We start from the raw sequence: 22,745 nt of genomic DNA on the forward strand, positions 1-22,745 counted from the left end.
GGAGAAAGCATGAGTAGCTATCAAAAAAGAAGCAAAGACGAGTTGGCCAAACGCGTGGCGCTGGACATTCATGACGGCGCTTGTGTCAACCTTGGCATCGGCATGCCGACGCTGGTGGCCAACCACATTCCGGCCGGCCGCGAGGTCATCCTGCAGAGCGAAAACGGCATTCTCGGCATGGGGCCGGCGCCTGCTGCGGGCCATGAAGATTACGACCTCATCAACGCCAGCAAGCAGCCCGTCACGCTGCTGCCGGGCGGCGCTTATTTTCACCATGCCGACAGCTTCGCGATGATGCGCGGCGGCCACATTGACATCTGCGTGCTGGGCGCGTTTCAGGTGTCCAGCACAGGCGACCTGGCCAACTGGAGCACCGGCGAGCCGGGCGCGATTCCGGCTGTGGGCGGCGCGATGGACCTGGCCATCGGTGCCCGGCAAACCTGGGTCATGATGGATTTGCTGACCAAACAAGGCGAAAGCAAGGTGGTGGCGCAGTGCAGTTATCCGCTGACCGGCATCGGCTGCGTCAAGCGCATTTACACCGAACTGGCCACCTTGCAATGCACACCGCAGGGATTGCAACTCATCGACAGGGTCGATGGGCTGGCGCATGCCGAACTTGAAAAGCTGGTGGGCCTGCCGATTCTGGCAATCGCCGCCTGAGCTGACAACCCTTTTCACTGTACCGACCTTTCATCAGGAGACAAGCCAAATGACCATGAACCAAGCCTTCATCTGCGACGCCATCCGTACCCCCTTTGGCCGCTACGGCGGTGCCTTGAGCAGCATCCGCACCGACGACCTGGGCGCAATTCCCATCCGGGCGCTGATGGCGCGCAACCCGAACGTCGACTGGCAGGCCGTGACCGACGTGATCTACGGCTGCGCCAACCAGGCCGGCGAGGACAACCGCAACGTCGCCCGCATGTCCAGCCTGCTGGCCGGCTTGCCGGTTGAAGTGCCGGGCGCCACCCTGAACCGCCTGTGCGGCTCCAGCCTGGACGCGCTGGGAACTGCCGCGCGCGCCATCAAGTCCGGCGAAGCGGGTTTGATGATTGCCGGCGGCGTTGAAAGCATGAGCCGCGCACCGTTCGTCATGCCCAAGGCCGAAAGCGCTTTTTCCCGCGCCAATACCGTGTACGACACGACCATCGGCTGGCGTTTTGTCAACAAGCTGATGAAAGCGCAATACGGCATCGATTCCATGCCCGAAACCGCCGAGAACGTCGCCACCGAGTTCGGCATTGAGCGCGAAGCCCAGGACCGCATGGCCATGAACAGCCAGCTCCGGGCCGTGGCCGCGCAAAAGGCCGGCCACCTGGCACGCGAAATCGTGCCGGTGAGTGTGGCGCAGCGCAAGGGCGACCCGGTCATCGTCAGCCAGGACGAACACCCGCGCGAGACCAGCCTCGAAGCGCTGGCCAGGCTCAAGGGCGTGGTGCGCCCCGACGGCAGCGTGACCGCCGGCAATGCGTCGGGCGTGAACGATGGCGCCTGCGCCCTGCTGCTGGCCGATGAAGCCACCGCCGCCAAAAACGGCCTGGTGCCGCGTGCCCGCGTGGTCGGCATGGCAACAGCCGGCGTGGCGCCGCGCATCATGGGCTTTGGGCCAACGCCTGCGACGCTCAAGGTGCTGGCGCTGACCGGATTGACCCTTGACCAGATCGACGTGATCGAACTCAACGAAGCCTTTGCCGCGCAGGGCCTGGCCGTGCTGCGCGCCTTGGGCCTGCAAGACGACGACGCCCGGGTCAACGCCTGGGGTGGCGCGATTGCGCTGGGCCATCCACTGGGCGCCAGCGGTGCGCGCCTGGCCACCACCGCGGTCAATCGCCTGCATGCCACGGGCGGGCGCTATGCGCTGTGCACCATGTGCATCGGCGTGGGGCAGGGCATTGCCGTGATCCTGGAAAAGGTTTGAACACCATGCGTGCAGCCACGGATGACGTCACGGTCGTCACCGGCGCCAGCTCGGGCATTGGCCGCGCCATTGCCGAAGCCCTGCTGGCCCAGGGCTGCACGGTGGTCAACCTTGACTACGTGATGCCGGACTGGAGTCATCCGCAACTGAAGTCCTACCAGGTCGACCTGACGCAAGAAGCGCCCACGCGCGAGCGCGCCGCCGAGATTGCTGCCCTTCACAACGTCACCGCGCTGGTCAACAATGCCGGTGCCACGCGACCCGGCACCATCGACTCGGCGACGACGGCCGCGCTCGACGACGTGGTCGGCTTGCACCTGCGTGCGCCCATGCTGCTGACGCAGGCCTTTTTGCCGAGCTTGCGCGCCTGCGGCCACGGCCGCATCGTCAACATGTCGTCGCGCGCTGCGCTCGGCAAAGGGGACCGCATCGTGTATTCGGCCACCAAGGCCGGGATGATCGGCATGACGCGCACGCTGGCGATGGAACTCGGCCGCGACGGCATCACCGTCAATGCCATCGGCCCGGGACCGATTGCCACCGAGCTGTTCCGCAAGAGCAACCCCGAGGGTGCGCCGCAGACGCAGCGCATCCTGGACAGCATTGCCGTGGGCCGCATGGGCACGGCGGGCGACGTGGCGCGCGCGGCGATGTTCTTTTTGTCGCCCGACAACGGTTTTGTCACCGGGCAGGTGCTGTACGTCTGCGGCGGCACCACGCTGGGCACGGCGCCCCTCTGATTTTGCTACTGAATTAATAGCTGAAAGCGTATATGCATCATGCGCAAATGGTCAATTTGACTAAAAATTTGTTTATTGGCCTGAGCCAATGCGTTCCAGCCACCAACTTTCCACCAATCCCATTTATCGAGGACTATTTCAATGTCGCATTTATCTGATTTCACCCAATCTTCACGCCGTCAGTTCAGCCTTGGCGCGCTGGCGTCTGCGGCTTTGCTGGGCGCCGGCCTGCTGGCTGCTGTGCCCGCAGCGGCGCAGGCGGCCTACCCGAACAAGACCGTCACCATCATCGTGCCGTTTGCGGCCGGTGGCACCACCGACATCCTGGCGCGCATCGTCGCCCAGGGCTTGACGGCCGAACTCGGCCAGACCGTCATCGTTGACAACCGCGCCGGCGCGGGCGGCAACATCGGCGCCCAGGCGGCGTCCCGGGCGGCAGCGGACGGCTACACGCTGTTCATGGGAACGGTCGGCACGCATGCCATCAATGCGGCGCTGTACAAAAAGATGCCCTTCGATCCGGTCAAGGACTTTGCGCCCCTGACCCGCGTGGCCAATGTGCCCAACCTGCTGGTCGCCAACCCGAAGCAGCCCTTCAAGACCGTCAAGGAACTGATTGCCTATGCCAAGGCGAATCCAGGCCAGGTGAACTTTGCATCGGCGGGCAACGGCAGTTCCATCCACCTGTCGGGCGAGTTGTTCAAGTCAATGACCAACGTCGACATGCAGCACGTTCCCTACAAGGGCAGCGCGCCGGCCGTGACCGATTTGCTGGGCAACCAGGTCGGCATCATGTTTGACAACATGCCCTCGGCGATCCAGCATGTGCGTTCGGGCAAGCTGCGCGCCATTGCCGTCACCACGGCCAAGCGTTCGCCGGAATTGCCTGACGTGCCGACCATCGCCGAAGCCGGCGTGCCCGGCTATGAAGCAACGTCGTGGTTCGGCATGTTTGTGCCGGCTGCCACGCCGCCCGCCGTCATCACCACGCTCAACGCGGCCATCGTCAAGGTGCTGGCCAAGCCGGACGTCAAAAAGCAGATCAATGACCAGGGCGCCGAGGTCCACACCGAAACGCCGGCGCAGTTTGCCGACTTTATCCAGAAGGAGTCGCTCAAGTGGAGCAAGGTGGTGAAGGATTCAGGCGCCAGCATGGACTGAACGGTGGTTGCAGCGCTCGTGCCGCTTGGGCCCGGTGCGCTGCTTGACCGCAGCCTGGATGCCACCGGAACCGCATCGCTTCAGACCTGCCAGGCGGGCAGTTCCCAGTTGCGCCAAAGTGCCACTAGGCGCAGCCCGGCGGTCACGGCGACGCAGGCCACCAGCGCCAGCCAGCCGGGCGCGTCGAGCATCTCCAGGCCCACATAGGCCCAGCCGCCGGCAAAGGCGCAGACGGCATACGGCCGGTGGTCCCTGAATGCGGTGGGCACTTCATTGCAGACCATGTCGCGCAGCACGCCACCGAACACGCCGGTGGTCAGACCCATCAGCACCGCCACCAGCATCGGCATTTGCGCATCCAGCGCCAGATGAACGCCAGTTGCCGTGAACAGGCCCAGCCCCAGCGCGTCAGGCCACTGGATGGACTTTTCAGTCACTTCAAAATGGTGCTGGCGCAAGAACAGCATCGCCAGCACGCACAGCGCCATCACGCCCCACAGCAGTTCGACATGCAGGACCCAGAAAAACGGCCGCTGGTCGAGCAGCAGGTCGCGCAGTGTGCCGCCGCCAAAGGCCGCCAGAAAGGCGACCACGCACACGCCGACGGCATCGAGCTTTTTGCGCGCCGCTTCCAGCAGGCCCGACACGGCAAAAGCGGCCGTGCCCGCCAGTTCGACCAGCAGGCGCAGCGTTTCTCCCCAGGATTGAATGTCCACCAGCATGCGGCCATTGTCGTGCGTCCAGCACTTGCCATGCGGCAGGTAATATGGAAGATTTTTGTTCTTGCCATCCCCGCCTTGCCACACGATGCGGGCCAGAAAGACCTGCCGCCGTGGACTTCCCGCTGATCACCGACCCCTTCTTTTACGCCGTTGCCGTGCCGGCCGTGCTGCTGCTGGGCATCAGCAAAAGCGGCTTTGGCGCCGGCTTTGGTTCGCTGGCGGTGCCCATGATGGCGCTGGCCATCACCGTGCCGCAGGCCGCGGCGATCCTGATGCCGCTGCTGCTGCTCATGGACCTGCTCGGCATCGCCGCTTTCCGCAAGGATTTTGATTTCCAGCTCCTGAAGTTTCTGGTGCCTTTTGGGCTGGCGGGAACGGTGGTGGGCGCACTGCTGTTCCGGGTGCTTGATGCCCAGACGGTCGCGGCCCTCGTGGGCGCTTTCACGCTGCTGTTCCTGGCGCAGCGCCTGCTGTTTCCGCCCCGGCCTGACAGTGCGCCGCCGCCAAAATGGCTGGGCGCGCTGCTGACCATCACCTCGGGATTCACCAGTTTTGTCGCCCATGCCGGCGGCCCGCCGATCAGCGCCTATGTCATTCCACTGCGCCTGAGCCCGGTCAAGTTCACCGCCACCATGGCGTTTTTCTTCTTTGTCATCAACCTGTCCAAGTGGATTCCCTACGCCTGGCTGGGCTTGCTCGACTGGCGCAACATGGCGACCTCGCTGGTGCTGCTGCCGCTGGCGCCTGTTGGCGTGTGGGTCGGCGTGCGCATGGCCCGAACCATCAGCCCGCTGTGGTTTTACCGGATTTTGTATGGCGGCATGTTTTTGACGGGGGTCAAGCTGCTGTGGGACGGATTTCATTAGGCGCCGCTGATTTATCAGGGCAGCAAGCGGGAAACGGCAGAAAACCCGCTGGTTTTCAGGCGGACGGGTCGGCCATGCAGCGGGCAGCGGCCAGGTCCCAGCCGCCCCAGCCGCAGCTTTTGAAAAACACCGGGCCGCTGGCCAGCCGGCCGGCCTGACGCGTCCAGGCTGGGGTATTGCTCACCACGTCGGCCAGTGTCGGCAGGGCGGTCACGTCGATGCCTGCCTGCAGCAGGTCGCCGGCTTCATGGTCGGCGTCGCGGGTATCGACCACCAGCGTGCCTTGTGTGGCCAGACGGCGGCAAATTTCGGCATCCCACTCAACCATCGCAGGCGTGAAGGCGCCCACGGCTGCAACAAACGCATCCGGCCGCGGCATGGCGCGCAAGACGACCTGCTGGGCCGGCGTGGTGCTGACGACCAGCGGGCAGTCGGCCATGGCGGCATCGGCGTCATCGACCCGCCGGGCGCGCAGGCCCAGTGTCCGGGCGTGTTGCACCAGCGCATCCGCACTGGCCGGGTTGCGCGAAGCCACCCACACTTCCTGCAGGCCCAGGCCGGCTTGAAAGGCCTCCAGGTGAGAGCGCCCCTGCACGCCCGCCCCGACGATCAGCAAAGGACCGTCGGGGCGCCTGGCCAGCTTTTGCGCGGCCAGCAGCGACACGGCCGCCGTGCGGCGCGCGGTCACGGTCGGGCCATCCAGAATCGCCATCCGTCTGCCGGTCACCACGTCGAACACCACGATGTCGCCCTGGATGCTGGGCAAGCCGCGGCTGGCGTTGCCCGGCGTGAAGGTGATGAGCTTGGTGATGGCAACGCGGGCGTCGGTTGCCGGCATGACGAACAGGCTGCCACCACCCGGCAATGGCTGCACGATGCGCGCCGGAACGACCACAGCCGGGTCGCGCAGCACGGCTTCAATCTGCCGCGCCAACGCCGGGTAGGGCAAGGCAAGGGCGGTTTCGGCAGCGCTCAGAACAGTCGGGGTCGGGTGGGTCATGGGCGAATCCTTGGAGTTTTACAGGGCAGGCAGCGGCTACGTTGTGAAATTATGCTATTTAAATAATAGCTGATTACGTCCACCAGTATTGCGCAAGAAGCCTATTTGATTACTATTTCAGCCCGCGCATCCTGCGCCTGCCGCACCAGTTGCTCGCGCTCCAGCTTCATCTGCGCTTCGAGCTGCATGCGCCCCTGTTTGGCCACGGCGATGAACTGCTCGCGGTCGTTGCGGTGCGGGTACATCTGCTCGAACAGCGCCAGGTTGTGCTGGCGAAAGCGTTCGGCGGCCTGCTGTGCGGCAGGGGCTGGCTGGCCCAGCAGTTCGAGCACGGTGCGGGCGCTGCGCAGGCTGGAGTCGAACAGTTCGCGCTCGACGCGCATCACGCCCCGGTCGCGCAACGCGTTCCAGTGCGGCACGTCCCGGGCGCGGGCGACGATTTGCAACTGCGGAAAATGCGCATGGACGATATCGACGATTTTCAGCGACTGCTCCACGTTGTCCACCGACAGCACCAGGATTTTGGCCTGCGCCGCGCCCGCCGTGCGCAGCAGGTCCAGCCGCGTGGCGTCACCGTAGAACACGCGGTAGCCAAAGGTGCGAATGGTCTCGATCATGTCGGCATCATGGTCCAGCACCGTCGCCGAAATGCCCTGCGCCAGCAGCATGCGGCCGACGATCTGGCCGTAGCGGCCAAAGCCGGCAATGATGACCGGCGCTTCCTGCGGCTCGGAGATTTCTTCAAGCGTTGGTTTCTTGCCCTTGGCATAGCGCGGCAGCAGCAGCTTGTCGATGGCCACCAGCAGCAGTGGACTGATGAGCATCGACAGCGCCACGGCGCCAATCAGCAGCGAGGCAGTTTCCGAAGAAAACACCCGGGCGCCGGCCGCCGCCTGGAACACCACGAAGGCAAATTCGCCGCCCTGCGCCAGCAGCAGCGCAAACACCGGCCGCTCCTGCCAAGGCAGCTTCATCGCCGTCGCCAGAGCGTAGATGGCGAGCAGTTTCAGGCCCAGAAAGCCGGCCAGGATGGCGAGCATCTGGCCCGGAAATTTCCACAGCACGCCAAAGTCGATGCTCATGCCGACGGCGATGAAAAACAGGCCCAGCAGCAAGGCCTTGAATGGCTCGATGTCGGTTTGCAACTCGCGCCGGTATTCACTTTCCGCCAGCAGCACACCGGCCAGAAAAGCCCCCAGCGCCATTGAAAGCCCGACCAGTTGCATAAGGGCGGCAATGCCGACCACCAGCAGCAGCGACGCAGCGGTGAAGATTTCGGGTGTGCCGCTGTTGGCGATCCAGCGCAGCACCGGGCGCAGCAGCAACCGGCCGCCGAGGATGATACCGGCAATGACCGCTATGATTTTCAGAGCTTCAAGCGCCCGGTGCGGTTGCGCCAGCGCCTCATTTGACCCCTCAATCGTCGCCAGCAGCGGCATCAGCGCCAAAATCGGGATGGCCGCCACGTCCTGGAACAGCAGGATCGAAAACCCAGCTTGCCCGCTGGAGGTGCGCATCAGGTTGCGTTCATGGATCGATTGCAAAGCAATGGCCGTGGATGACAGCGCCAGCCCCAGGCCGGCCACCAGCGCGGTCTGCCAGGCAATGCCAAACGCCATCGCCGTGCCGGTCAGCAGCGCCGCGCAGCTCAGCATCTGGGCGCTGCCCCAGCCAAAGATGGGGCGGCGCAGGCTCCACAGCCGCTTGGGCTCCAGCTCCATGCCGATCAGGAAAAGCATCAACACCACGCCGAATTCGGCAAAATGAAGGATGTCCTGCACATTGGTGACCAGCCCGAGTCCCCACGGCCCGATGGCGATGCCGGCCGCCAGGTAGCCGATGATCGAGCCCAGGCCAAACTTCTTGGCCAGCGGCACGGCGACCACGGCGGCGGACAGGTAGATGAAGCTGTTGATCAGCCAGTCGGGTGCGTGGTTCATTCAGGTCTCACAACTGCAGTGGTGCGGGCCAGTCGCCAGAGCGGGAAATTCTTTCATGAATGGCATGCATCCGGCAACGATAGCGGAAAAGTCGGGCGCCGCTTGCGTCGGAGAAGATTTTTGTCGGCGGTGTTTTTGCAACCGGACTGTCACCCAACCGACACCCGGCCAGCTTGCTGTGCCAGCCATCCGGCTACAGTGGCTTGATGAAAACCTTTCAAACTCTGTCTGACCTGGCCGCCTGCACCGGCCAGGAAGTCGCCGTCAGCGACTGGCTCACCATCACGCAGCAACAGGTCAACCTGTTTGCCGAGGCCACCGGCGACCACCAGTGGATTCATGTCGAACCTGAAAAAGCCGCCGCCGGTCCGTTCGGCACGACGATTGCGCACGGCTTTCTGACGCTGTCGCTGCTGCCGAAGTTTTTTGAGTCGTCGATGGAAATCATCGACTGCCGCATGGGCGTGAACTATGGCCTGAACAAGGTGCGTTTCACGGCGCCCGTGCCGGTTGGCAGCCGTTTGCGCGCCCGGATGACGCTGCTAAGCGCCGAGCCGATCGAGGGAAACGGTTTGCAGATGGCGTGGAACGTGACGGTGGAGCGTGAAGGCGCGGACAAGCCGGTGTGCGTGGCCGAATCGCTGGTGCGGCGCTACCCGTGAAACGACTGGTTTGACGCTGTCGGGCTCAGGCGGGCAGGGCGGCGCCCGCAAAACCGTTTTGCCGCCAGGCCTCGAACACGGTGACCGCCACGCTGTTGGACAGGTTCAGGCTGCGCTGGCCGGCGAGCATCGGCACCTTCAAACGCTGGCCCGGGCCGAATGAGGCGCGTACTTCCGGCGCCAGTCCTTTGGTTTCAGAGCCGAATACCAGCCAGTCGCCCGGCAAAAAATGCGCGCCGTACATCGTGCTTGAGCCTTGCGTGGTCAGGGCAAACAGCCGGTCAGTGAGCGGCTGCTGGCTGGCCAGGAAGGCCGGCCAGCTGGCATGGCGCAGCACCTGGGCGTACTCGTGGTAGTCCAGCCCGGCGCGCCGCATGTGCTTGTCATCCATCGAAAAACCCAGCGGCTCGACCAGGTGCAGCCTGCACCCCGTGTTGGCTGCCAGGCGAATCACGTTGCCGGTGTTGGGCGGAATCTCGGGCTCGACCAGGACGATGTTGAACATGGGTTGACAAGTACAGAAGGGAAAAGGCCGTGTCTTGACGGCGGAGCAATGCCGATCAAGGCGGCAGTGGTGAATGAAGATGTGCTGAACGAAGCGGCGATTCTAGGCGGGCGCCGTGCGCGCCAGCACCACCGCCGTGATCTGCGCCGCGCCGGCATCCCGCAGCGCCTGCGCCGCCGAAAAGAGCGACGCGCCGCTGGTCATCACATCATCCACCAGCACCACGCGCCGGCCGACCAGTTCGCTGGCGCGCAGCGGATCGACCTGGAAAGCGTCCTTGACATTGGCCAGGCGGGCTTCCCGCCCGAGCTGGCTTTGCGGGCGCGTGTGTTTCAGCCGCAGCAGCAGCCGCGTGTCGGCACGAGCCACTGTGCCGGACTGGCGTGCCAGGGCGCTGGCCAGCTCCCACGCCTGGTTGAAGCCGCGCGTTTGCAGCCGCTCGGCCGACAGCGGCAGGGGAAGCAGCCAGTCCTGTGCGCCCAGCTCGCCCAGCGCCTGCGCCACCCCGGGTGTCTGCAGAAGCAGGCCGGCAAAGAAACCAGCCCAGCCAGGCTGCTCGCCAAACTTGTAGCGTGAAATCAGCGCTGACCAGGGATAGGCATAAGGCACAGCGGCCAGCGTCGCATCCGTTGGTGGGCGCTGGCGCATGCAAGCCGCACACAGGCGAAAGGATGTTTGCGGTGGTTCACTTGGCAGCAGCGTGAGCAACGGCAGCGCGCACATCGCGCAGCAGGACTGGCAAGGCATGAAGCGCGCCAGGCAGGGCGGGCATACCTGTGTTGCCGGCCAGCTGTGGCAGACGGCGCATTGGCTGACCGTGCGGGGCATGAATCGGCGAAGGGCAAGCAGGTTTTGTAACACCGTGTCAATATACTCTGGCCGACCTTGTGCCACCATTGCCCCCATGACCACCACCTCGCGTCCCCCCACGCTCGATCCGAACGCCGTCAATCGCTGGCAGCGAACGGCACCGCTGACTTCTCCCTGGCTGCATGAGGAAGTGGCCAGCCGCATGCAGGGCCGGCTGGAGTGGATCAAGCTCAAACCGCAGGCCTGGGCACACTGGGGCGCCTTGCGCGGTGGGCTCAAGGCGCATTCCGAGCTCGCGAAAATTTATCCGGGTTCAGCATGTTTTGTTGCTGAAGCGCAGGAAGGACGGGCACAAGTAGCTATTAAAAACATGGCTAAGCCCTGGTGGAATCCAAGCCAGTGGCGCGCTGCGCCGATGCGTTTCGAGATGCCGCCGCCGGACAGCGTGGACATGCTGTGGGCCAACATGGCGCTGCACGAATCCGCCGATCCGCAGGCATTGCTTGCCCGGTGGCATCGCGCCTTGAAGGTCGATGGATTCCTGATGTTTTCCTGCCTGGGACCCGATACAGCCAGAGAGTTGCGTTCGCTGTACGCCCGCCTGGGCTGGCCACCCGCAGGGCATGAACTGACCGACATGCACGATTGGGGCGACATGCTGGTGCAAACCGGCTTCGCCGAGCCGGTGATGGACATGGAGCGCATCACGCTCACCTATGAAACCCCGCAACGCCTGCTGCAGGAATTGGCCGAACTTGGCCGAAATTTTCATCCCGCCCGGTTTGCCGGCTTGCGCGGCAAGGCATGGAAGGCAAGACTTGAGCGTGAACTGGCAGCGCAATTGACCGGCAGCGACGGCCGGCTGTCGCTGACGTTCGAAGTCATTTATGGACATGCGCTGAAAGCCAAGCCAAAATTCAAGGTAAGTGCGCTGAGCGCAGTGTCGGTTGAAGACATGCGCCGGATGCTGCAGAGTGGTTCAGGCAACTCAGGTTGAGTTATTTGCTTCCTAAGTGTGGCAAATTGTCTTGACGGATTGTGTTTAGGCCTTTGCGGTTTTCCCTAAAAAGGATTGAGTCAGTTTCTGTTTAAATCTGGCCATATACGATCAGGCTTGACTGCTTGTGACACTGTTCAGGTTTGGTTTGCCGTTTTTTGCGGCGCTGTCTTTTGCTTTGTAAGGGTCGTCATATGTTGCACTTAGCCCCGGCTTTTCAATTTTCCCGTGTTTCGGAAAACCATGTTTCCTCCCAAGGGTCGGTCGTGCTTTGGCGCCACAAGCGAAGCAGCCTGATCTCTCCTGCACAGCTCGGATGGTTTTATCTGTCGCTTTGCCTTGCCTGTCTTGGTGCGGCTGCTTTTATGGCGTCACAGAGTGCATCGGCCGTGATGACGTTTGCCTTGCTGGCCATTGGCACCTTATTTGTTGTTTATGCGCGTCATGCAGGCGATACTGAAAAAATATTTTTACAGGATGGGCAACTGGTCGTGGAATCAGAAACCGCTGGCCGGACCGTGCGTGCTGCTTTCAACCGGCAGTGGGTTCGCATCGAGCCCAAGAATGAAGACGGCTCCCTGATCGAAGTGTCGGGCCAAGGCCGGTTGGTGCGGGTAGGTCGCCATGTCCGGCCCGAATTGCGGCCCCTGCTGGCGCGCGAAATACGCTTTGCCTTGCGCGCCTGCTGAACCGTGGCCGGCATGTTGCTGCCTCATTTTCAATTTTGGAAATTTGACCTGTCGCAAACTTTATAATCGCAGGTTAATTCAATCGGTAATTGAAGCGGAAAAAAAGTGATCACGATGAACTTGAGCAACACCATGAGCAAATTGACACGGCTTGGCTTTGAGCATGCCGGCTCAGCAAGCGTTTTTGCAGCAGCCTGGCTGAGCACCGCTGCCTATGCCGTCAACGATCTGCCTGGCGGCCCGGCGGTCAATCAGCTCAATCTTCATCCTGCCGTCACCCGCATCGCCGAAGAGCAGCATTGGCTCCACTGGTTCATGATGATCATCTGCGTGCTGATCTTCGTGGCTGTTTTCGGAGTGATGTTCTATTCCATCCTCAAGCACCGTAAATCGGTCGGACACAAGGCGGCCAATTTCCACGAATCAACCGTTGTGGAGATTGCCTGGACCATCGTTCCTTTCGTCATCGTCATCGGCATGGCCCTGCCCGCCACCAAGGTGCTGGTTGCCCAAAAAGACACCACCAGTGCCGACCTGACCATCAAGGCAACCGGCATCCAGTGGAAATGGGGTTACGACTACATCAAGGGCGAGGGCGAAGGCATCGGCTTTGTCTCGACGCTGGATACCGCGCATCGTCAAATGTCCAACAATGGCGGCCCCAAAGCTGGCGAAGTGGCACCTGACAATTACTTGCTCAAGGTAGACAACCCGCTAGTGGTTCCGGTCGACAAGAAAATCCGCATTATTACCACTGCCAATGACGTGATTCATGCATTTGCCGTGCCCGCCTTTGGCATCAAGCAGGATGCGATTCCCGGCTTTGTTCGCGACACCTGGTTCCGTGCAGAAAAGATTGGCGATTTCTATGGCCAATGCCAGGAACTTTGCGGCAAGGAGCATGCGTACATGCCTATCCACGTCAAGGTAGTGTCTGCTCAGGATTACACCGCCTGGGTTGCCGTCAAGGCCAAGGAGGCTGCTGCCCTGGCTGATGATCCGTCCAAAGTCTGGACGCTGGTTGACCTCAAGGCGCGTGGTGAAAAGGTGTACACCGCCAATTGCGCAGCCTGCCATCAGGCCAACGGCAAGGGCGCCGGTCCCATCAAGCCGCTGGATGGATCGGCCATCGTGATGGATGCTGACCACAACAAGCAAATCCAGATTCTTCTGAACGGCGCTGCCGGTGGTGCCATGCCTTCCTGGAAAGCGCTGAGCGATACCGACCTGGCTGCAGTAGCAAGCTACACCAAGAACAACTGGTCCAACCAGACCGGTCAGATCGTTCAGCCCGCCGAAGTCCAGGCTGCACGCAAGTAACTCCATCACTGATAAATGACGGGCTGTAGAGCGATTCGTTCCCAGCCTTAAAAGACAAAAAAGCTACAGGCACAAGCCACCAAAGGAAGCCAAGATGAGTGCAGTTCTAGACCATCCAGATCACGCGCATGATGACCACGATCACCATGTCCCTACAGGCTGGCGCCGCTGGGTATTTGCCACCAACCACAAGGACATTGGCACGCTTTACCTGCTGTTCAGCTTCACGATGCTGATGTTCGGTGGTGTCCTGGCCCTCCTGATCCGGGCCGAGTTATTCCAGCCCGGCTTGCAGCTTGTGAATCCGGAACTGTTCAACCAGCTCACGACCATGCACGGTCTGATCATGGTGTTTGGCGCCATCATGCCGGCGTTCGTTGGATTTGCAAACTGGATGATTCCATTGCAGATTGGCGCTTCGGACATGGCGTTTGCCCGCATGAACAACTTCAGCTTCTGGCTGATGATTCCGGCGGCCTTGATGCTCACCACGTCCTTCCTGCTGCCAGGCGGCGCGATGGCTGGCGGCTGGACCATGTATGCCCCGCTGTCGCTGCAGATGGGGCCTGCGATGGATGCGGGTATCTTCGCGATTCACCTGTTGGGCGCTTCGTCCATCATGGGTTCGATCAATATCATTGTGACCATCCTGAACATGCGCGCACCCGGCATGACCTTGATGAAAATGCCGATGTTCTGCTGGACCTGGCTGATCACGGCCTACCTGCTGATCGCCGTGATGCCGGTGCTCGCTGGCGCCATCACCATGACGCTGACTGACCGCCATTTCGGCACCAGTTTCTTCAATCCAGGCGGTGGCGGCGATCCGGTAATGTTTCAGCACATCTTCTGGTTCTTCGGCCATCCCGAGGTCTACATCATGATCTTGCCGGCCTTCGGCATCATCAGCCAGATCATTCCAGCGTTCTCACGCAAGCGCCTGTTTGGCTATGCCTCGATGGTGTACGCCACAGGCTCGATCGCCATCCTTAGCTTTGTTGTGTGGGCTCACCACATGTTCACCACCGGCATGCCGATCACCGGGCAGCTGTTCTTTATGTACTCGACCATGCTGATCGCCGTGCCGACCGGGGTGAAGGTGTTCAACTGGATCGCCACCATGTGGAAGGGTTCGATGACCTTCGAGACGCCGATGCTGTTTGCGGTCGGCTTCATCTTTGTGTTCACCATTGGCGGTCTGACTGGCGTGATCCTGGCAGTGGCGCCAATTGACACTCAGCTGCAGGACACCTACTACGTGGTTGCCCACTTCCACTATGTGCTGGTGGCTGGATCGCTTTATGCCATGTTTGCCGGTTACTACTACTGGAGCCCCAAGTGGACCGGTGTCATGTACAGCGAACGTCGTGGCCAGATCCATTTCTGGTGGTCGTTGATTTCCTTCAACGTCACATTTTTCCCTATGCATTTTCTGGGCCTTGCCGGTATGCCGCGCCGCTATGCTGACTATCCCATGCAGTTCGCCGACTTCAACGCGATTGCCAGCGTGGGCGCTTTCTTCTTTGGATTTGCACAGGTGTATTTCTTCTTTTTCGTGGTGCTGCCGGCCATGCGTGGCAAAGGCGTGCCAGCCAAGGCAAACCCTTGGCTGGACGAAGGCGGCAAGGGTGCAGAAGGCCTGGAATGGGAAGTTCCGTCGCCTGCACCTTTCCATACTTTCGAAACACCACCGAAGCTTGACGCCACGGCCACTCGCGTAATTGCCTGAAATTGACGAACCATTTCATGAAACCCGAACAGAAAAAAAGCAATCTCCGCCTTGCACTGATCCTGGTATCGGTAGTTATCGTTTTCTTTTTTGGTTTCATGGCCAAGATGATTTTTCTGGGCCGTTAAGCCAGTCAAACTTTTAAATTCTGAAAAATTCCCATGATCAAGCGCGAAAACTTCAACATGCTGAAAAAGTTGGGTGTGATCGTGCTTGGCATGTTTTGCTTCGGTTATGCACTGGTGCCGATCTACAAGGCCATTTGCGAGATGACCGGTATCAACGTGCTGGCCTTGGGTGACAGGCTGATTCCCGGTGCCACTGCCACGCTTCCGGCCAATACGCAGGTTGATCGCACACGCACCATCACAGTGGAGTTCGATGCAAATTCACGTGGACCGTGGCATTTCAAGCCGGCTCAGAGCTCTCTGCAGGTACATCCCGGGGAACTCACAACCGTCATGTACGAATTCCAGAATGTACAAAACCGTACCATGTCGGCTCAGGCCATTCCCAGTTATGCGCCAGCGCAGGCTGGAGCGCATTTCAACAAGCTGGAGTGCTTTTGTTTTAGCCAATACACCCTGGCGCCCGGTGAAAAGAAACAGTGGCCGGTTGCCTTTGTGATTGACACGAAGCTGTCTAAAGATGTGAAAACCATTACTTTGTCCTATACCTTCTTTGAAGTAGGCGGCAAGACGCCCCCGGTTCCAGATGTCACCAAATCGGCTGGTGCCTGAAGATGGCAGAAAAGCCTTCACGCAAGCCGTCGCTTTGGCGGACCATCAAGGCGGTGGCCTGGTCTTTTGTCGGCTTGCGCGCCAAGGGTGACTATGAAGAAGATGTTAAAAATTTAAGCCCGCTTCACATCATTGCTGTCGGGCTTGTCGGTATTTTTGTATTTGTGGCGGTTTTGGTGCTGCTGGTGAACTGGGCGGTTGCGCGCTAGTCACCACGGATAATTAAAAGATCAGAGAAAATTCGAGAGAAAACAGGAGTCGAGCGATGTCAGCAGCAACCCACGGGGCTACCCCTTATTATTTTGTACCCGGACCTTCAAGTCGTCCGGTCATGTCCGCCATCGGCCTGCTTTTTGTGATCGTGGGCGCCAGCCAGTGGATCAATGGCGCCGGCTGGGGTGCTTGGTGCCTGGCTTTTGGCATGTTGATCTGGCTGGGTACCTTGTTTCAGTGGTTTCGCGACTCGATTGCCGAAAGCGAAGGCGGCCTGTATGGACACAGGATCGATTTGTCCTACCGCTGGAGCATGAGTTGGTTCATTTTTTCCGAAGTGATGTTCTTTGGTGCTTTTTTCACGGCGCTTTGGTGGGCGCGAGGTCATGCGATTCCCACCTTGGGAAGCCTTGACAACGCCTTGCTATGGCCTGATTTCAAAGCTGTCTGGCCCAGCCTGGCGGCGGTCGGCGCAACTGCCTCGCCTGCCGACATCGTGGAACCATTTTCGACGGTAGGACCGTTCTGGTTGCCCACGATCAATACTGCGTTGCTCCTCAGCTCGGGCGTTACCTTGACGATTGCCCACCACGCACTGCGTGAAAACCACAGGGGCCGCACGATTGCCTTCATGTGGATGACGGTGCTGCTTGGTATCGTGTTCCTGTGCGTTCAGGGTTATGAATACTTCCATGCCTATTCTGAACTCAACCTGAAAATGAGTTCAGGTATCTATGGCTCGACCTTTTACATGTTGACGGGTTTTCACGGTTTTCACGTTTTCGTCGGCATGCTGATGCTGTTGTTCATCACCTTGCGTTTGCAAAAAGGTCACTTTACCGCTGACAAGCACTTTGGCTTTGAAGGTGCAGCCTGGTACTGGCACTTTGTGGACGTGGTGTGGCTGGGTCTTTATATACTTGTGTACTGGATGTAATCTGCTGGCGGTTCCAACCAGTTGCCATTCAACGCTGGGTTTCTTCAAAAAAAGGCCGCTTGAAGCGGCTTTTTTTATTGCCCTGTCCTGTTATTTTCCTGCCGGAATACCGGTCGGCTGGAGATAACCCAGTTTCCATGAAATCAGAATGCAGACAAATAGAAAGATTGAAAAACCAACGCGAAACGCCAAGGCGCGCGCCATATTGCTGGTTTTTCGTTTGCCGTCAGTCCCGTCCTTCATCATGAAGAAAAGGGCGGCACCCAGGCTGGCGAGAATGGCGATAAATGCCAGTGCAACAAGATAAGTCATGAATCCGATTATCAGCTTATGACATCTGTTTTGCGATCCCGTAATTTCTGGATTCTCACGTTGGCGGCATTGGTTACAGCCGGCGGTACCTTTTCGCTGGGAGAGTGGCAATTGCGCCGTGCAGCCCAAAAGGAGGCCGTCCAAACCGCAATCAATGACAAAAACAGCCTCTCTGCGCTGGATGGACGGTCACTTTTAGCTACCAAAAATATAGCGGATGAAATTTACCGCCAAGCTGTACTTCAGGGTGTCTGGCAAGCGGCGAATACGGTTTACCTTGACAACAGACCGATGGATGGACGAAGTGGTTTCTGGGTCATGACACCACTGGTGCTTGAAGGCACCGGCCAGGCGATTTTGGTGCAGCGCGGATGGGCTCCTCGTGACTTCGCCGATCGTTCCCGTTTGCCACCTGTGACCACTCCCGAAGGCGTGGTCACGGTCCAGGGCCGGATTGCCCCGCCAACCTCCAAGCTTTATGAATTCAAAGGTGCCGATACGGGGCCGATACGGCAAAATCTTGACATGGCGGCTTTCCGGACAGAAACCGGTTTGCCGCTGTTCGAACAGGCATCCCTGCTGCAGACCGGTGCTCCCAGTGAAGGGTTGCTGCGCGAATGGGCTGCTCCCAATCTGGGGGTCGACAAGCACTATGGCTATGCCTTCCAATGGTTTGGCTTGTGCGTGTTGGTGGTTGTTTTGTATGGCTGGTATCAGATCTTTCTTCCTTTTCGTGCTTCCTTGCGCGCCCAACGTGGCGATTAACTGGCTCCAAGTACCGTGACAAAAGATTCCCCTGACGCTTCCTCCTTGCCTTCTGCTTCCACAGCCCATGATCAGCCGCTGGGCATGACCGTCCACGCCATGCCAGCAATCAACTCGACCGAAGTGCGTTCGGCCAATACCCCCTCCGGTCGCTGGAAAATGATTCTTGTTTTGCTGGTGTGCGCCAGCCCGGTGGTGGCTTCCTATTTCATGTATTACGTGGTCAGGCCCGAGGGGAGACGAAACTTTGGCGAGTTGATCAGTCCCCAGCGTCCCTTGCCGCCACTGGCCACGCAGACGCTGGACGGCAAGGCTGGCGAACTGACCGCACTGAAAAACCAGTGGCTGCTGCTGAGCGTGGCCGGCGGAGCCTGCGACATGCGCTGCGAACAGAACCTGTATTTCCAACGCCAGTTGCGCGAATCGCTGGGCCGGGAAAAGGACCGGCTGGATCGCGTCTGGCTGGTGGATGACAACATTCCTGTACGCCCGGCACTGCTGCCAGCCTTGGCGGCTGCCACCGTGCTGCGAGTGCAGCCAGGTGCTGTGGCGCAGTGGCTTGAGCCGGCACCGGGAAAACGTCTTGAAGACCATCTTTATCTGGTGGACCCGCTGGGGAACCTGATGATGCGTTTTCCTGCTGACATGGATGCTGAAGCTGGTGCCAAGGCCAAGCGTGACCTTGACCGCCTGCTGCGGGCTTCCAGCAGCTGGGACAAGGAAGGCAGGTGAGTATGGCCCCCACGCTTGTCGCTTCGCGTACTGCGCTGCCCCCCCGAGGGAGCCGATGCGCCTGCGGTCCGGCGAAGCCGGTTCCGCGGCCCCTGCTGGTGGAAAAACTCATTGCGCTTGGCAATGCCCGACGCTTTTTGACATGAACACGCAAGACCTTTACAACCTTAGTCCGGCCGTGCGGCTGATGCTCATGGGACTCGTGGTGGCGCTCGGGCCGCTGGCCTGGGTCTGGGTGCGCAACAAGAATGCACCGGTGGCCCAGCGGCTGCGTGTGCTGACGCTGGTCACCCTGTTCCTGACTTTCGATTTGGTGATTTTTGGCGCTTTTACCCGGTTAACGGATTCAGGTTTGGGTTGCCCGGACTGGCCTGGCTGCTACGGCAGCGCCAGCCCGGTAGGTGCTCAATTGCATATCGAGGCCGCTCAGAGTGTGATGCCCACAGGCCCGGTCACACATGCCAAGGCCTGGATTGAAATGATTCATCGCTACCTTGCTACGGGCGTGGGTGTGCTGATCCTGACGCTGACGCTGGTCACCTGGATGGCGTACCGGGAGCAAAAGCGAAGCGCCGGAATTTCTACACCGGCGTCTGTGCTTTCGCCGTGGTGGCCTACTGCCACCTTGGTATGGGTCTGCCTGCAAGGCGCATTTGGCGCGCTCACAGTGACGATGAAGCTGTTTCCAGCCATTGTGACGATGCACCTGCTGGGAGGATTGATCCTGCTGACCTTGCTGCGCGCGCAGTCGGTACGCTACGCTCAAGTGCATGAACAGGAAAAACCGAGCCTTTTAAGCAACGGCAATCGCCGCTTCGTACTTGCTGCGTTTGCCCTGCTGTGGATGCAGATTGCGCTCGGTGGCTGGGTCAGCACCAATTACGCCGTGCTGGCGTGCACTGATTTTCCGTCTTGCCAGGGTTCATTCTGGCCCGCCATGGATTTTAGTCAGGGGTTCACGCTGTGGCGCGAACTGGGCGTAAGCCATGAGGGCGGCTACATCAGCTTTCAGGCACTGACGGCCATTCACTATGTCCATCGGCTGGCGGCGTATGTGGTGTTTGCCGTGTTGATGCTGCTGGCGCTGCGCCTGCACAAGCTGCCGGCGTTTCGACTTCAGGCGCGCTGGCTTGCCGGCCTGATGCTGCTGCAGGTAGCTACCGGATTGAGCAATGTGGTGCTGGGTTGGCCACTGCTGGCGGCCGTTGGTCACACTGGCGGTGCTGCGGCGCTGGTGGTGGTCCTGACGGGTATTGTTTTTTCCAGCAAGACATCGCCTGCGCCTTTGCGTGTTTCTTCCCTGAATGCTTCGAGAATGTCTGCATGAATTCCCCACCTCCGTCCGCTGTCACGTCTCCAGACGTGCGTGCTTTGTCACGTATTAGCCAGTTTTACGCGCTGACCAAGCCGCGTGTGGTGCAGCTGATCGTGTTTTGTGCGCTGATCGGCATGGTGCTTGCGGTTCCGGGACTTCCCAGCGGGTCCGATATCCAGCTTGCTGCGATTGCCTGTGCTGGTATCTGGCTGGTCGCCGGCGCGGCTGCGGCTTTCAACTGCCTGGTGGAGCAGCAGATTGATGCCAAGATGCGGCGTACCGCCTGGCGGCCGACCGCCCAGGGGCAGTTGAGCAACCCGCTGACACTGGCTTTTTCCGCCGGCCTGTGCGCCTTGGGGTCGTGGATTTTGTATGTCTGGGTCAATCCGCTCACCATGTGGCTGACATTTGCGACCTTTGTCGGCTATGCCGTGGTGTACACCGTCATCCTCAAGCCGCTGACGCCGCAGAACATTGTCATCGGTGGCGCTTCGGGTGCCATGCCGCCCGTGCTGGGCTGGGCCGCCATGACCGGCTCGGTTGGCCCTGAAGCACTGATTCTTTTCCTGATCATCTTCTTATGGACACCCCCGCATTTTTGGGCGCTCGCCCTTTACCGCGTCGAAGACTACCGCAAGGCGGGACTGCCGATGCTGCCGGTCACGCACGGCAATGAGTTCACCCGGCTGCAGATTTTTCTTTACACATTGGTGTTGTTCGCCGCCTGCATGATGCCTTTTATCTTCAAGATGAGTGGCTGGCTTTACCTGGTGGCTGCGGTGGTGCTGAGTATTGGTTTTAGCGCTTATGCCTGGCTGCTCTGGAGAAATTATTCCGATGCTCTGGCACGCAAGACTTTTCGCTTTTCACTGATCCACCTGTCTGTCCTGTTTGCCGCCTTGCTGCTGGACCACTATCTGTTATGAAAACCATCACGCCCATGCAACCCTCCCGAAGGCGTAGCGTCAAAATTCTGGCGAGCCTTGCCGCGCTGTCTCTGACCTCCACCTGGCTGACAGGTTGCGCGCCTGACAAGCCCCAGTTCAAGAGCATCGACCTGACCGGCGCTGACTATGCGCAGGGCTTTTCCCTGCTGGACCATAACGGCCAGTTGCGTACCGTCAAGGATTTCGCCGGCAAGGTCGTGGTGGTATTTTTCGGTTTTACCCAGTGCCCTGACGTTTGCCCGACCTCGATGGCCGAACTGGCCGAAGTCAAGCAATTGCTGGGCGCCGATGGCGACAAGCTGCAGGCGATTTTCATCACGGTGGACCCGGAGCGTGACACCGCCGAGTTGCTCAAGGCTTACATGGGCAATTTTGATCCAGGCTTTCTTGCCCTTCGCCCAACACCAGAACAACTTCCGCAAGTTGCCAAGGATTTCAAGATCTATTACAAGAAGGTCGATGGCAAGACCAAGGGCAGCTACACCATGGACCATTCAGCAGGCAGCTATGTGTTCGATCAGAAAGGCCGCATCCGTCTGTACAACCGCTATGGCTCAGGCGCGCAAGTCCTTGCGTCCGATATCCGCCTGCTGATCAAGAGCAGTTGACAAAAAGCCTGCTACTTTTCAGTGCAGGCTTTCAATCACGTGCGTTGCAAGAAACCGGAATTTTCCGGCTGCTGCACTCAGGCGTAAGTGGCCAGAACTTTTTTCATTTTCTTCATCGATGCCACCTCGATCTGGCGAATGCGTTCCGCGCTGACCTTGTATTCAGCTGCCAGGTCATGCAGCGTCATGCCGCCTGAACCGTCATCATTCACATTAAGCCAGCGCTCTTCGACAATGCGCCGGGCACGCGGATCAAGTTCCTCCAGTGCGGTGCTCAATCCGCCCGTCATCAGGTCATCACGCTCGCGTGACTCCATCAGCGCTGTTGGCTCCTGTGCGCTATCGGCCAGGTAGGCAATCGGGCCAAAGGCATCGTCACCATCGTCGCCCGGGCTGGGATCGAGCAGGATGTCCCCGCCGGACATGCGCTGTTCCATCTCGATGACTTCCTCGCGCTTGACATTGAGCGTTTGCGCCATCGAGTCGATCTGGCCCTCGGTCAGCGTATCGCGGTGCGTGGCGACATCGGCATCGTCCTTATAGCCCTGCTTCATTGAGCGCAGGTTGAAGAACAGCTTGCGCTGGGCCTTGGTGGTCGCCACCTTGACCATGCGCCAGTTCTTCAAAATGTATTCATGAATCTCGGCCTTGATCCAGTGCATGGCGTAGCTCACCAGGCGAACATTCTGGTCAGGATCAAAGCGCTTGACCGCCTTCATCAGGCCGATATTGCCTTCCTGGATCAGGTCGCTGTGCGGCAGGCCGTAGCCCAGGTACTTGCGGGAAATCGACACCACCAGCCGGAGGTGCGACAGCACCAGTTTGCCGGCCGAATCGAGATCGTTGTTTTCCTTGAGATTTCTTGAGAATTCCTGTTCCTGCTCCAGTGTCAGCATGGGCAGGCGGTTCGCCGCCGAAATATAGGCATCAATATTGCCCAGCGGAGGCACCATCGACCAAGGATTCAGAGCAGCCACGCTGTTGGCGGATACAGCCGGTGCAACAGCAGCAGACATCATCGACTTGGGGGAAAGGGCATAAGACATTTCAACACTCCTTTTCACTAATGCTAAATATTAGCACTCCGCTACCTAGAGTGCCAGACAAGCTGTTT

Annotated in this window: 26 protein-coding genes; 19 read left to right on the forward strand and 7 right to left on the reverse strand. The window is 60.0% G+C overall.

Annotated features, from left to right (window positions below):
* Positions 1 to 9 precede the first annotated feature (9 nt).
* The 4 genes from IWX87_RS08380 (at position 10) to IWX87_RS08395 (ending at position 3,822) form a co-directional block, all read left to right on the forward strand.
* Positions 10 to 663, forward strand: coding sequence for a 3-oxoacid CoA-transferase subunit B (locus IWX87_RS08380; RefSeq protein WP_196863071.1), 654 nt, complete (start codon positions 10 to 12; stop codon positions 661 to 663).
* A 55-nt stretch (positions 664 to 718) separates the two neighbouring features.
* On the forward strand, positions 719 to 1,921 hold the full coding sequence (pcaF, locus tag IWX87_RS08385) for a 3-oxoadipyl-CoA thiolase (RefSeq protein ID WP_196863120.1): 1,203 nt from the start codon (positions 719 to 721) through the stop codon (positions 1,919 to 1,921).
* A gap of 5 nt (positions 1,922 to 1,926) precedes the next feature.
* On the forward strand, positions 1,927 to 2,661 hold the full coding sequence (locus IWX87_RS08390) for an SDR family NAD(P)-dependent oxidoreductase (protein ID WP_196863072.1): 735 nt from the start codon (positions 1,927 to 1,929) through the stop codon (positions 2,659 to 2,661).
* A 141-nt stretch (positions 2,662 to 2,802) separates the two neighbouring features.
* Complete coding sequence (locus IWX87_RS08395; protein WP_196863073.1) at positions 2,803 to 3,822, forward strand: tripartite tricarboxylate transporter substrate binding protein; 1,020 nt, start codon at positions 2,803 to 2,805, stop codon at positions 3,820 to 3,822.
* 80 nt (positions 3,823 to 3,902) lie between these two features.
* Here the strand turns inward: IWX87_RS08395 and IWX87_RS08400 are convergent, their stop codons facing one another.
* On the reverse strand, positions 3,903 to 4,544 hold the full coding sequence (locus IWX87_RS08400; protein WP_196863121.1) for a trimeric intracellular cation channel family protein: 642 nt from the start codon (positions 4,542 to 4,544) through the stop codon (positions 3,903 to 3,905).
* 110 nt (positions 4,545 to 4,654) lie between these two features.
* Here IWX87_RS08400 and IWX87_RS08405 point away from each other — a divergent pair, with 110 nt between their 5' ends.
* The gene (locus tag IWX87_RS08405; protein ID WP_196863074.1) at positions 4,655 to 5,410 is read left to right on the forward strand and encodes a sulfite exporter TauE/SafE family protein; all 756 of its coding nucleotides are present in this window, start codon (positions 4,655 to 4,657) and stop codon (positions 5,408 to 5,410) included.
* A 55-nt stretch (positions 5,411 to 5,465) separates the two neighbouring features.
* Here IWX87_RS08405 and IWX87_RS08410 read toward each other — a convergent pair whose 3' ends face one another.
* Both IWX87_RS08410 and kefC read right to left on the reverse strand, forming a co-directional pair.
* The gene (locus IWX87_RS08410; protein ID WP_196863075.1) at positions 5,466 to 6,410 is read right to left on the reverse strand and encodes a delta(1)-pyrroline-2-carboxylate reductase family protein; all 945 of its coding nucleotides are present in this window, start codon (positions 6,408 to 6,410) and stop codon (positions 5,466 to 5,468) included.
* Positions 6,411 to 6,511: 101 nt separating this feature from the next.
* Positions 6,512 to 8,350 (reverse strand): glutathione-regulated potassium-efflux system protein KefC, encoded by a 1,839-nt coding sequence (gene kefC, locus IWX87_RS08415; protein WP_196863076.1) that lies wholly within the window; start codon positions 8,348 to 8,350, stop codon positions 6,512 to 6,514.
* A 206-nt stretch (positions 8,351 to 8,556) separates the two neighbouring features.
* On the opposite strand from kefC, the gene IWX87_RS08420 reads away from it, so the two are divergent.
* The gene (locus IWX87_RS08420) at positions 8,557 to 9,012 is read left to right on the forward strand and encodes a MaoC family dehydratase (RefSeq protein WP_196863077.1); all 456 of its coding nucleotides are present in this window, start codon (positions 8,557 to 8,559) and stop codon (positions 9,010 to 9,012) included.
* 25 nt (positions 9,013 to 9,037) lie between these two features.
* Here the strand turns inward: IWX87_RS08420 and IWX87_RS08425 are convergent, their stop codons facing one another.
* Entirely contained in the window at positions 9,038 to 9,517 is a 480-nt protein-coding gene (locus IWX87_RS08425; protein WP_196863078.1) for a tRNA (cytidine(34)-2'-O)-methyltransferase, read from the reverse strand.
* A gap of 102 nt (positions 9,518 to 9,619) precedes the next feature.
* The gene (locus IWX87_RS08430; RefSeq protein WP_348535219.1) at positions 9,620 to 10,264 is read right to left on the reverse strand and encodes a ComF family protein; all 645 of its coding nucleotides are present in this window, start codon (positions 10,262 to 10,264) and stop codon (positions 9,620 to 9,622) included.
* 157 nt (positions 10,265 to 10,421) lie between these two features.
* Here IWX87_RS08430 and IWX87_RS08435 point away from each other — a divergent pair, with 157 nt between their 5' ends.
* The 8 genes from IWX87_RS08435 (at position 10,422) to IWX87_RS08465 (ending at position 16,952) form a co-directional block, all read left to right on the forward strand.
* On the forward strand, positions 10,422 to 11,324 hold the full coding sequence (locus tag IWX87_RS08435) for a methyltransferase domain-containing protein (protein WP_196863079.1): 903 nt from the start codon (positions 10,422 to 10,424) through the stop codon (positions 11,322 to 11,324).
* A gap of 194 nt (positions 11,325 to 11,518) precedes the next feature.
* Positions 11,519 to 12,013, forward strand: a complete 495-nt coding sequence (locus IWX87_RS08440) for a DUF2244 domain-containing protein (RefSeq protein WP_196863123.1) — start codon at positions 11,519 to 11,521, stop codon at positions 12,011 to 12,013.
* A gap of 132 nt (positions 12,014 to 12,145) precedes the next feature.
* The gene (gene coxB, locus IWX87_RS08445; protein ID WP_196863080.1) at positions 12,146 to 13,333 is read left to right on the forward strand and encodes a cytochrome c oxidase subunit II; all 1,188 of its coding nucleotides are present in this window, start codon (positions 12,146 to 12,148) and stop codon (positions 13,331 to 13,333) included.
* 94 nt (positions 13,334 to 13,427) lie between these two features.
* Positions 13,428 to 15,062, forward strand: coding sequence for a cytochrome c oxidase subunit I (ctaD, locus tag IWX87_RS08450; protein ID WP_196863081.1), 1,635 nt, complete (start codon positions 13,428 to 13,430; stop codon positions 15,060 to 15,062).
* Between the two features lie 17 nt (positions 15,063 to 15,079).
* On the forward strand, positions 15,080 to 15,190 hold the full coding sequence (locus tag IWX87_RS19615; RefSeq protein ID WP_231374682.1) for a cytochrome oxidase small assembly protein: 111 nt from the start codon (positions 15,080 to 15,082) through the stop codon (positions 15,188 to 15,190).
* A gap of 33 nt (positions 15,191 to 15,223) precedes the next feature.
* Positions 15,224 to 15,802: a cytochrome c oxidase assembly protein gene (locus IWX87_RS08455; protein ID WP_196863082.1), complete on the forward strand. Its 579-nt coding sequence runs from the start codon at positions 15,224 to 15,226 to the stop codon at positions 15,800 to 15,802.
* Between the two features lie 2 nt (positions 15,803 to 15,804).
* Positions 15,805 to 16,011, forward strand: a complete 207-nt coding sequence (locus tag IWX87_RS08460) for a DUF2970 domain-containing protein (protein ID WP_196863083.1) — start codon at positions 15,805 to 15,807, stop codon at positions 16,009 to 16,011.
* 56 nt (positions 16,012 to 16,067) lie between these two features.
* Positions 16,068 to 16,952 (forward strand): cytochrome c oxidase subunit 3, encoded by an 885-nt coding sequence (locus IWX87_RS08465; RefSeq protein WP_196863084.1) that lies wholly within the window; start codon positions 16,068 to 16,070, stop codon positions 16,950 to 16,952.
* 90 nt (positions 16,953 to 17,042) lie between these two features.
* Here IWX87_RS08465 and IWX87_RS08470 read toward each other — a convergent pair whose 3' ends face one another.
* Positions 17,043 to 17,264, reverse strand: a complete 222-nt coding sequence (locus tag IWX87_RS08470; RefSeq protein ID WP_196863085.1) for a twin transmembrane helix small protein — start codon at positions 17,262 to 17,264, stop codon at positions 17,043 to 17,045.
* Between the two features lie 18 nt (positions 17,265 to 17,282).
* On the opposite strand from IWX87_RS08470, the gene IWX87_RS08475 reads away from it, so the two are divergent.
* The 5 genes from IWX87_RS08475 (at position 17,283) to IWX87_RS08495 (ending at position 21,631) form a co-directional block, all read left to right on the forward strand.
* On the forward strand, positions 17,283 to 18,029 hold the full coding sequence (locus IWX87_RS08475) for an SURF1 family protein (protein WP_196863086.1): 747 nt from the start codon (positions 17,283 to 17,285) through the stop codon (positions 18,027 to 18,029).
* An 84-nt stretch (positions 18,030 to 18,113) separates the two neighbouring features.
* Positions 18,114 to 18,761 carry a hypothetical protein gene (locus IWX87_RS08480; protein WP_370583815.1) on the forward strand — a complete coding sequence of 216 codons (648 nt, stop codon included), beginning with the start codon at positions 18,114 to 18,116 and terminating at the stop codon, positions 18,759 to 18,761.
* A 142-nt stretch (positions 18,762 to 18,903) separates the two neighbouring features.
* On the forward strand, positions 18,904 to 20,088 hold the full coding sequence (locus IWX87_RS08485; RefSeq protein WP_196863087.1) for a heme A synthase: 1,185 nt from the start codon (positions 18,904 to 18,906) through the stop codon (positions 20,086 to 20,088).
* Positions 20,085 to 21,002 (forward strand): heme o synthase, encoded by a 918-nt coding sequence (cyoE, locus tag IWX87_RS08490; RefSeq protein WP_196863088.1) that lies wholly within the window; start codon positions 20,085 to 20,087, stop codon positions 21,000 to 21,002. The genes IWX87_RS08485 and cyoE overlap by 4 nt, the downstream gene beginning before the upstream one ends.
* 14 nt (positions 21,003 to 21,016) lie before the next feature.
* Positions 21,017 to 21,631, forward strand: a complete 615-nt coding sequence (locus IWX87_RS08495; RefSeq protein WP_370583812.1) for an SCO family protein — start codon at positions 21,017 to 21,019, stop codon at positions 21,629 to 21,631.
* Positions 21,632 to 21,708: 77 nt separating this feature from the next.
* On the opposite strand, the gene rpoH is transcribed toward IWX87_RS08495, so the two are convergent.
* A complete protein-coding gene (rpoH, locus tag IWX87_RS08500) occupies positions 21,709 to 22,647 on the reverse strand; it encodes an RNA polymerase sigma factor RpoH (RefSeq protein WP_196863125.1) in 939 nt (312 codons plus the stop codon).
* Positions 22,648 to 22,745 lie beyond the last annotated feature (98 nt).

Origin of the sequence: Polaromonas sp. CG_9.7, from assembly GCF_015752205.1 — a bacterium.
Lineage (GTDB): Bacteria > Pseudomonadota > Gammaproteobacteria > Burkholderiales > Burkholderiaceae_C > Polaromonas.

Excerpts from the sequence above, each read along its gene's own strand:
- IWX87_RS08380 (WP_196863071.1), top strand. The coding sequence starts at position 10 with ATGAGTAGCTATCAAAAAAGAAGCAAAGACGAGTTGGCCAAACGCGTG.
- pcaF (WP_196863120.1), top strand. The coding sequence starts at position 719 with ATGAACCAAGCCTTCATCTGCGACGCCATCCGTACCCCCTTTGGCCGC.
- IWX87_RS08390 (WP_196863072.1), top strand. The coding sequence starts at position 1,927 with ATGCGTGCAGCCACGGATGACGTCACGGTCGTCACCGGCGCCAGCTCG.
- IWX87_RS08395 (WP_196863073.1), top strand. The coding sequence starts at position 2,803 with ATGTCGCATTTATCTGATTTCACCCAATCTTCACGCCGTCAGTTCAGC.
- IWX87_RS08400 (WP_196863121.1), bottom strand. The coding sequence starts at position 4,544 with ATGCTGGTGGACATTCAATCCTGGGGAGAAACGCTGCGCCTGCTGGTC.
- IWX87_RS08410 (WP_196863075.1), bottom strand. The coding sequence starts at position 6,410 with ATGACCCACCCGACCCCGACTGTTCTGAGCGCTGCCGAAACCGCCCTT.
- kefC (WP_196863076.1), bottom strand. The coding sequence starts at position 8,350 with ATGAACCACGCACCCGACTGGCTGATCAACAGCTTCATCTACCTGTCC.
- IWX87_RS08420 (WP_196863077.1), top strand. The coding sequence starts at position 8,557 with ATGAAAACCTTTCAAACTCTGTCTGACCTGGCCGCCTGCACCGGCCAG.
- IWX87_RS08425 (WP_196863078.1), bottom strand. The coding sequence starts at position 9,517 with ATGTTCAACATCGTCCTGGTCGAGCCCGAGATTCCGCCCAACACCGGC.
- IWX87_RS08430 (WP_348535219.1), bottom strand. The coding sequence starts at position 10,264 with ATGCCTTGCCAGTCCTGCTGCGCGATGTGCGCGCTGCCGTTGCTCACG.
- IWX87_RS08435 (WP_196863079.1), top strand. The coding sequence starts at position 10,422 with ATGACCACCACCTCGCGTCCCCCCACGCTCGATCCGAACGCCGTCAAT.
- IWX87_RS08440 (WP_196863123.1), top strand. The coding sequence starts at position 11,519 with ATGTTGCACTTAGCCCCGGCTTTTCAATTTTCCCGTGTTTCGGAAAAC.
- coxB (WP_196863080.1), top strand. The coding sequence starts at position 12,146 with ATGAGCAAATTGACACGGCTTGGCTTTGAGCATGCCGGCTCAGCAAGC.
- ctaD (WP_196863081.1), top strand. The coding sequence starts at position 13,428 with ATGAGTGCAGTTCTAGACCATCCAGATCACGCGCATGATGACCACGAT.
- IWX87_RS19615 (WP_231374682.1), top strand. The coding sequence starts at position 15,080 with ATGAAACCCGAACAGAAAAAAAGCAATCTCCGCCTTGCACTGATCCTG.
- IWX87_RS08455 (WP_196863082.1), top strand. The coding sequence starts at position 15,224 with ATGATCAAGCGCGAAAACTTCAACATGCTGAAAAAGTTGGGTGTGATC.
- IWX87_RS08460 (WP_196863083.1), top strand. The coding sequence starts at position 15,805 with ATGGCAGAAAAGCCTTCACGCAAGCCGTCGCTTTGGCGGACCATCAAG.
- IWX87_RS08465 (WP_196863084.1), top strand. The coding sequence starts at position 16,068 with ATGTCAGCAGCAACCCACGGGGCTACCCCTTATTATTTTGTACCCGGA.
- IWX87_RS08470 (WP_196863085.1), bottom strand. The coding sequence starts at position 17,264 with ATGACTTATCTTGTTGCACTGGCATTTATCGCCATTCTCGCCAGCCTG.
- IWX87_RS08475 (WP_196863086.1), top strand. The coding sequence starts at position 17,283 with ATGACATCTGTTTTGCGATCCCGTAATTTCTGGATTCTCACGTTGGCG.
- IWX87_RS08480 (WP_370583815.1), top strand. The coding sequence starts at position 18,114 with ATGACCGTCCACGCCATGCCAGCAATCAACTCGACCGAAGTGCGTTCG.
- IWX87_RS08485 (WP_196863087.1), top strand. The coding sequence starts at position 18,904 with ATGAACACGCAAGACCTTTACAACCTTAGTCCGGCCGTGCGGCTGATG.
- cyoE (WP_196863088.1), top strand. The coding sequence starts at position 20,085 with ATGAATTCCCCACCTCCGTCCGCTGTCACGTCTCCAGACGTGCGTGCT.
- IWX87_RS08495 (WP_370583812.1), top strand. The coding sequence starts at position 21,017 with ATGCAACCCTCCCGAAGGCGTAGCGTCAAAATTCTGGCGAGCCTTGCC.
- rpoH (WP_196863125.1), bottom strand. The coding sequence starts at position 22,647 with ATGTCTGCTGCTGTTGCACCGGCTGTATCCGCCAACAGCGTGGCTGCT.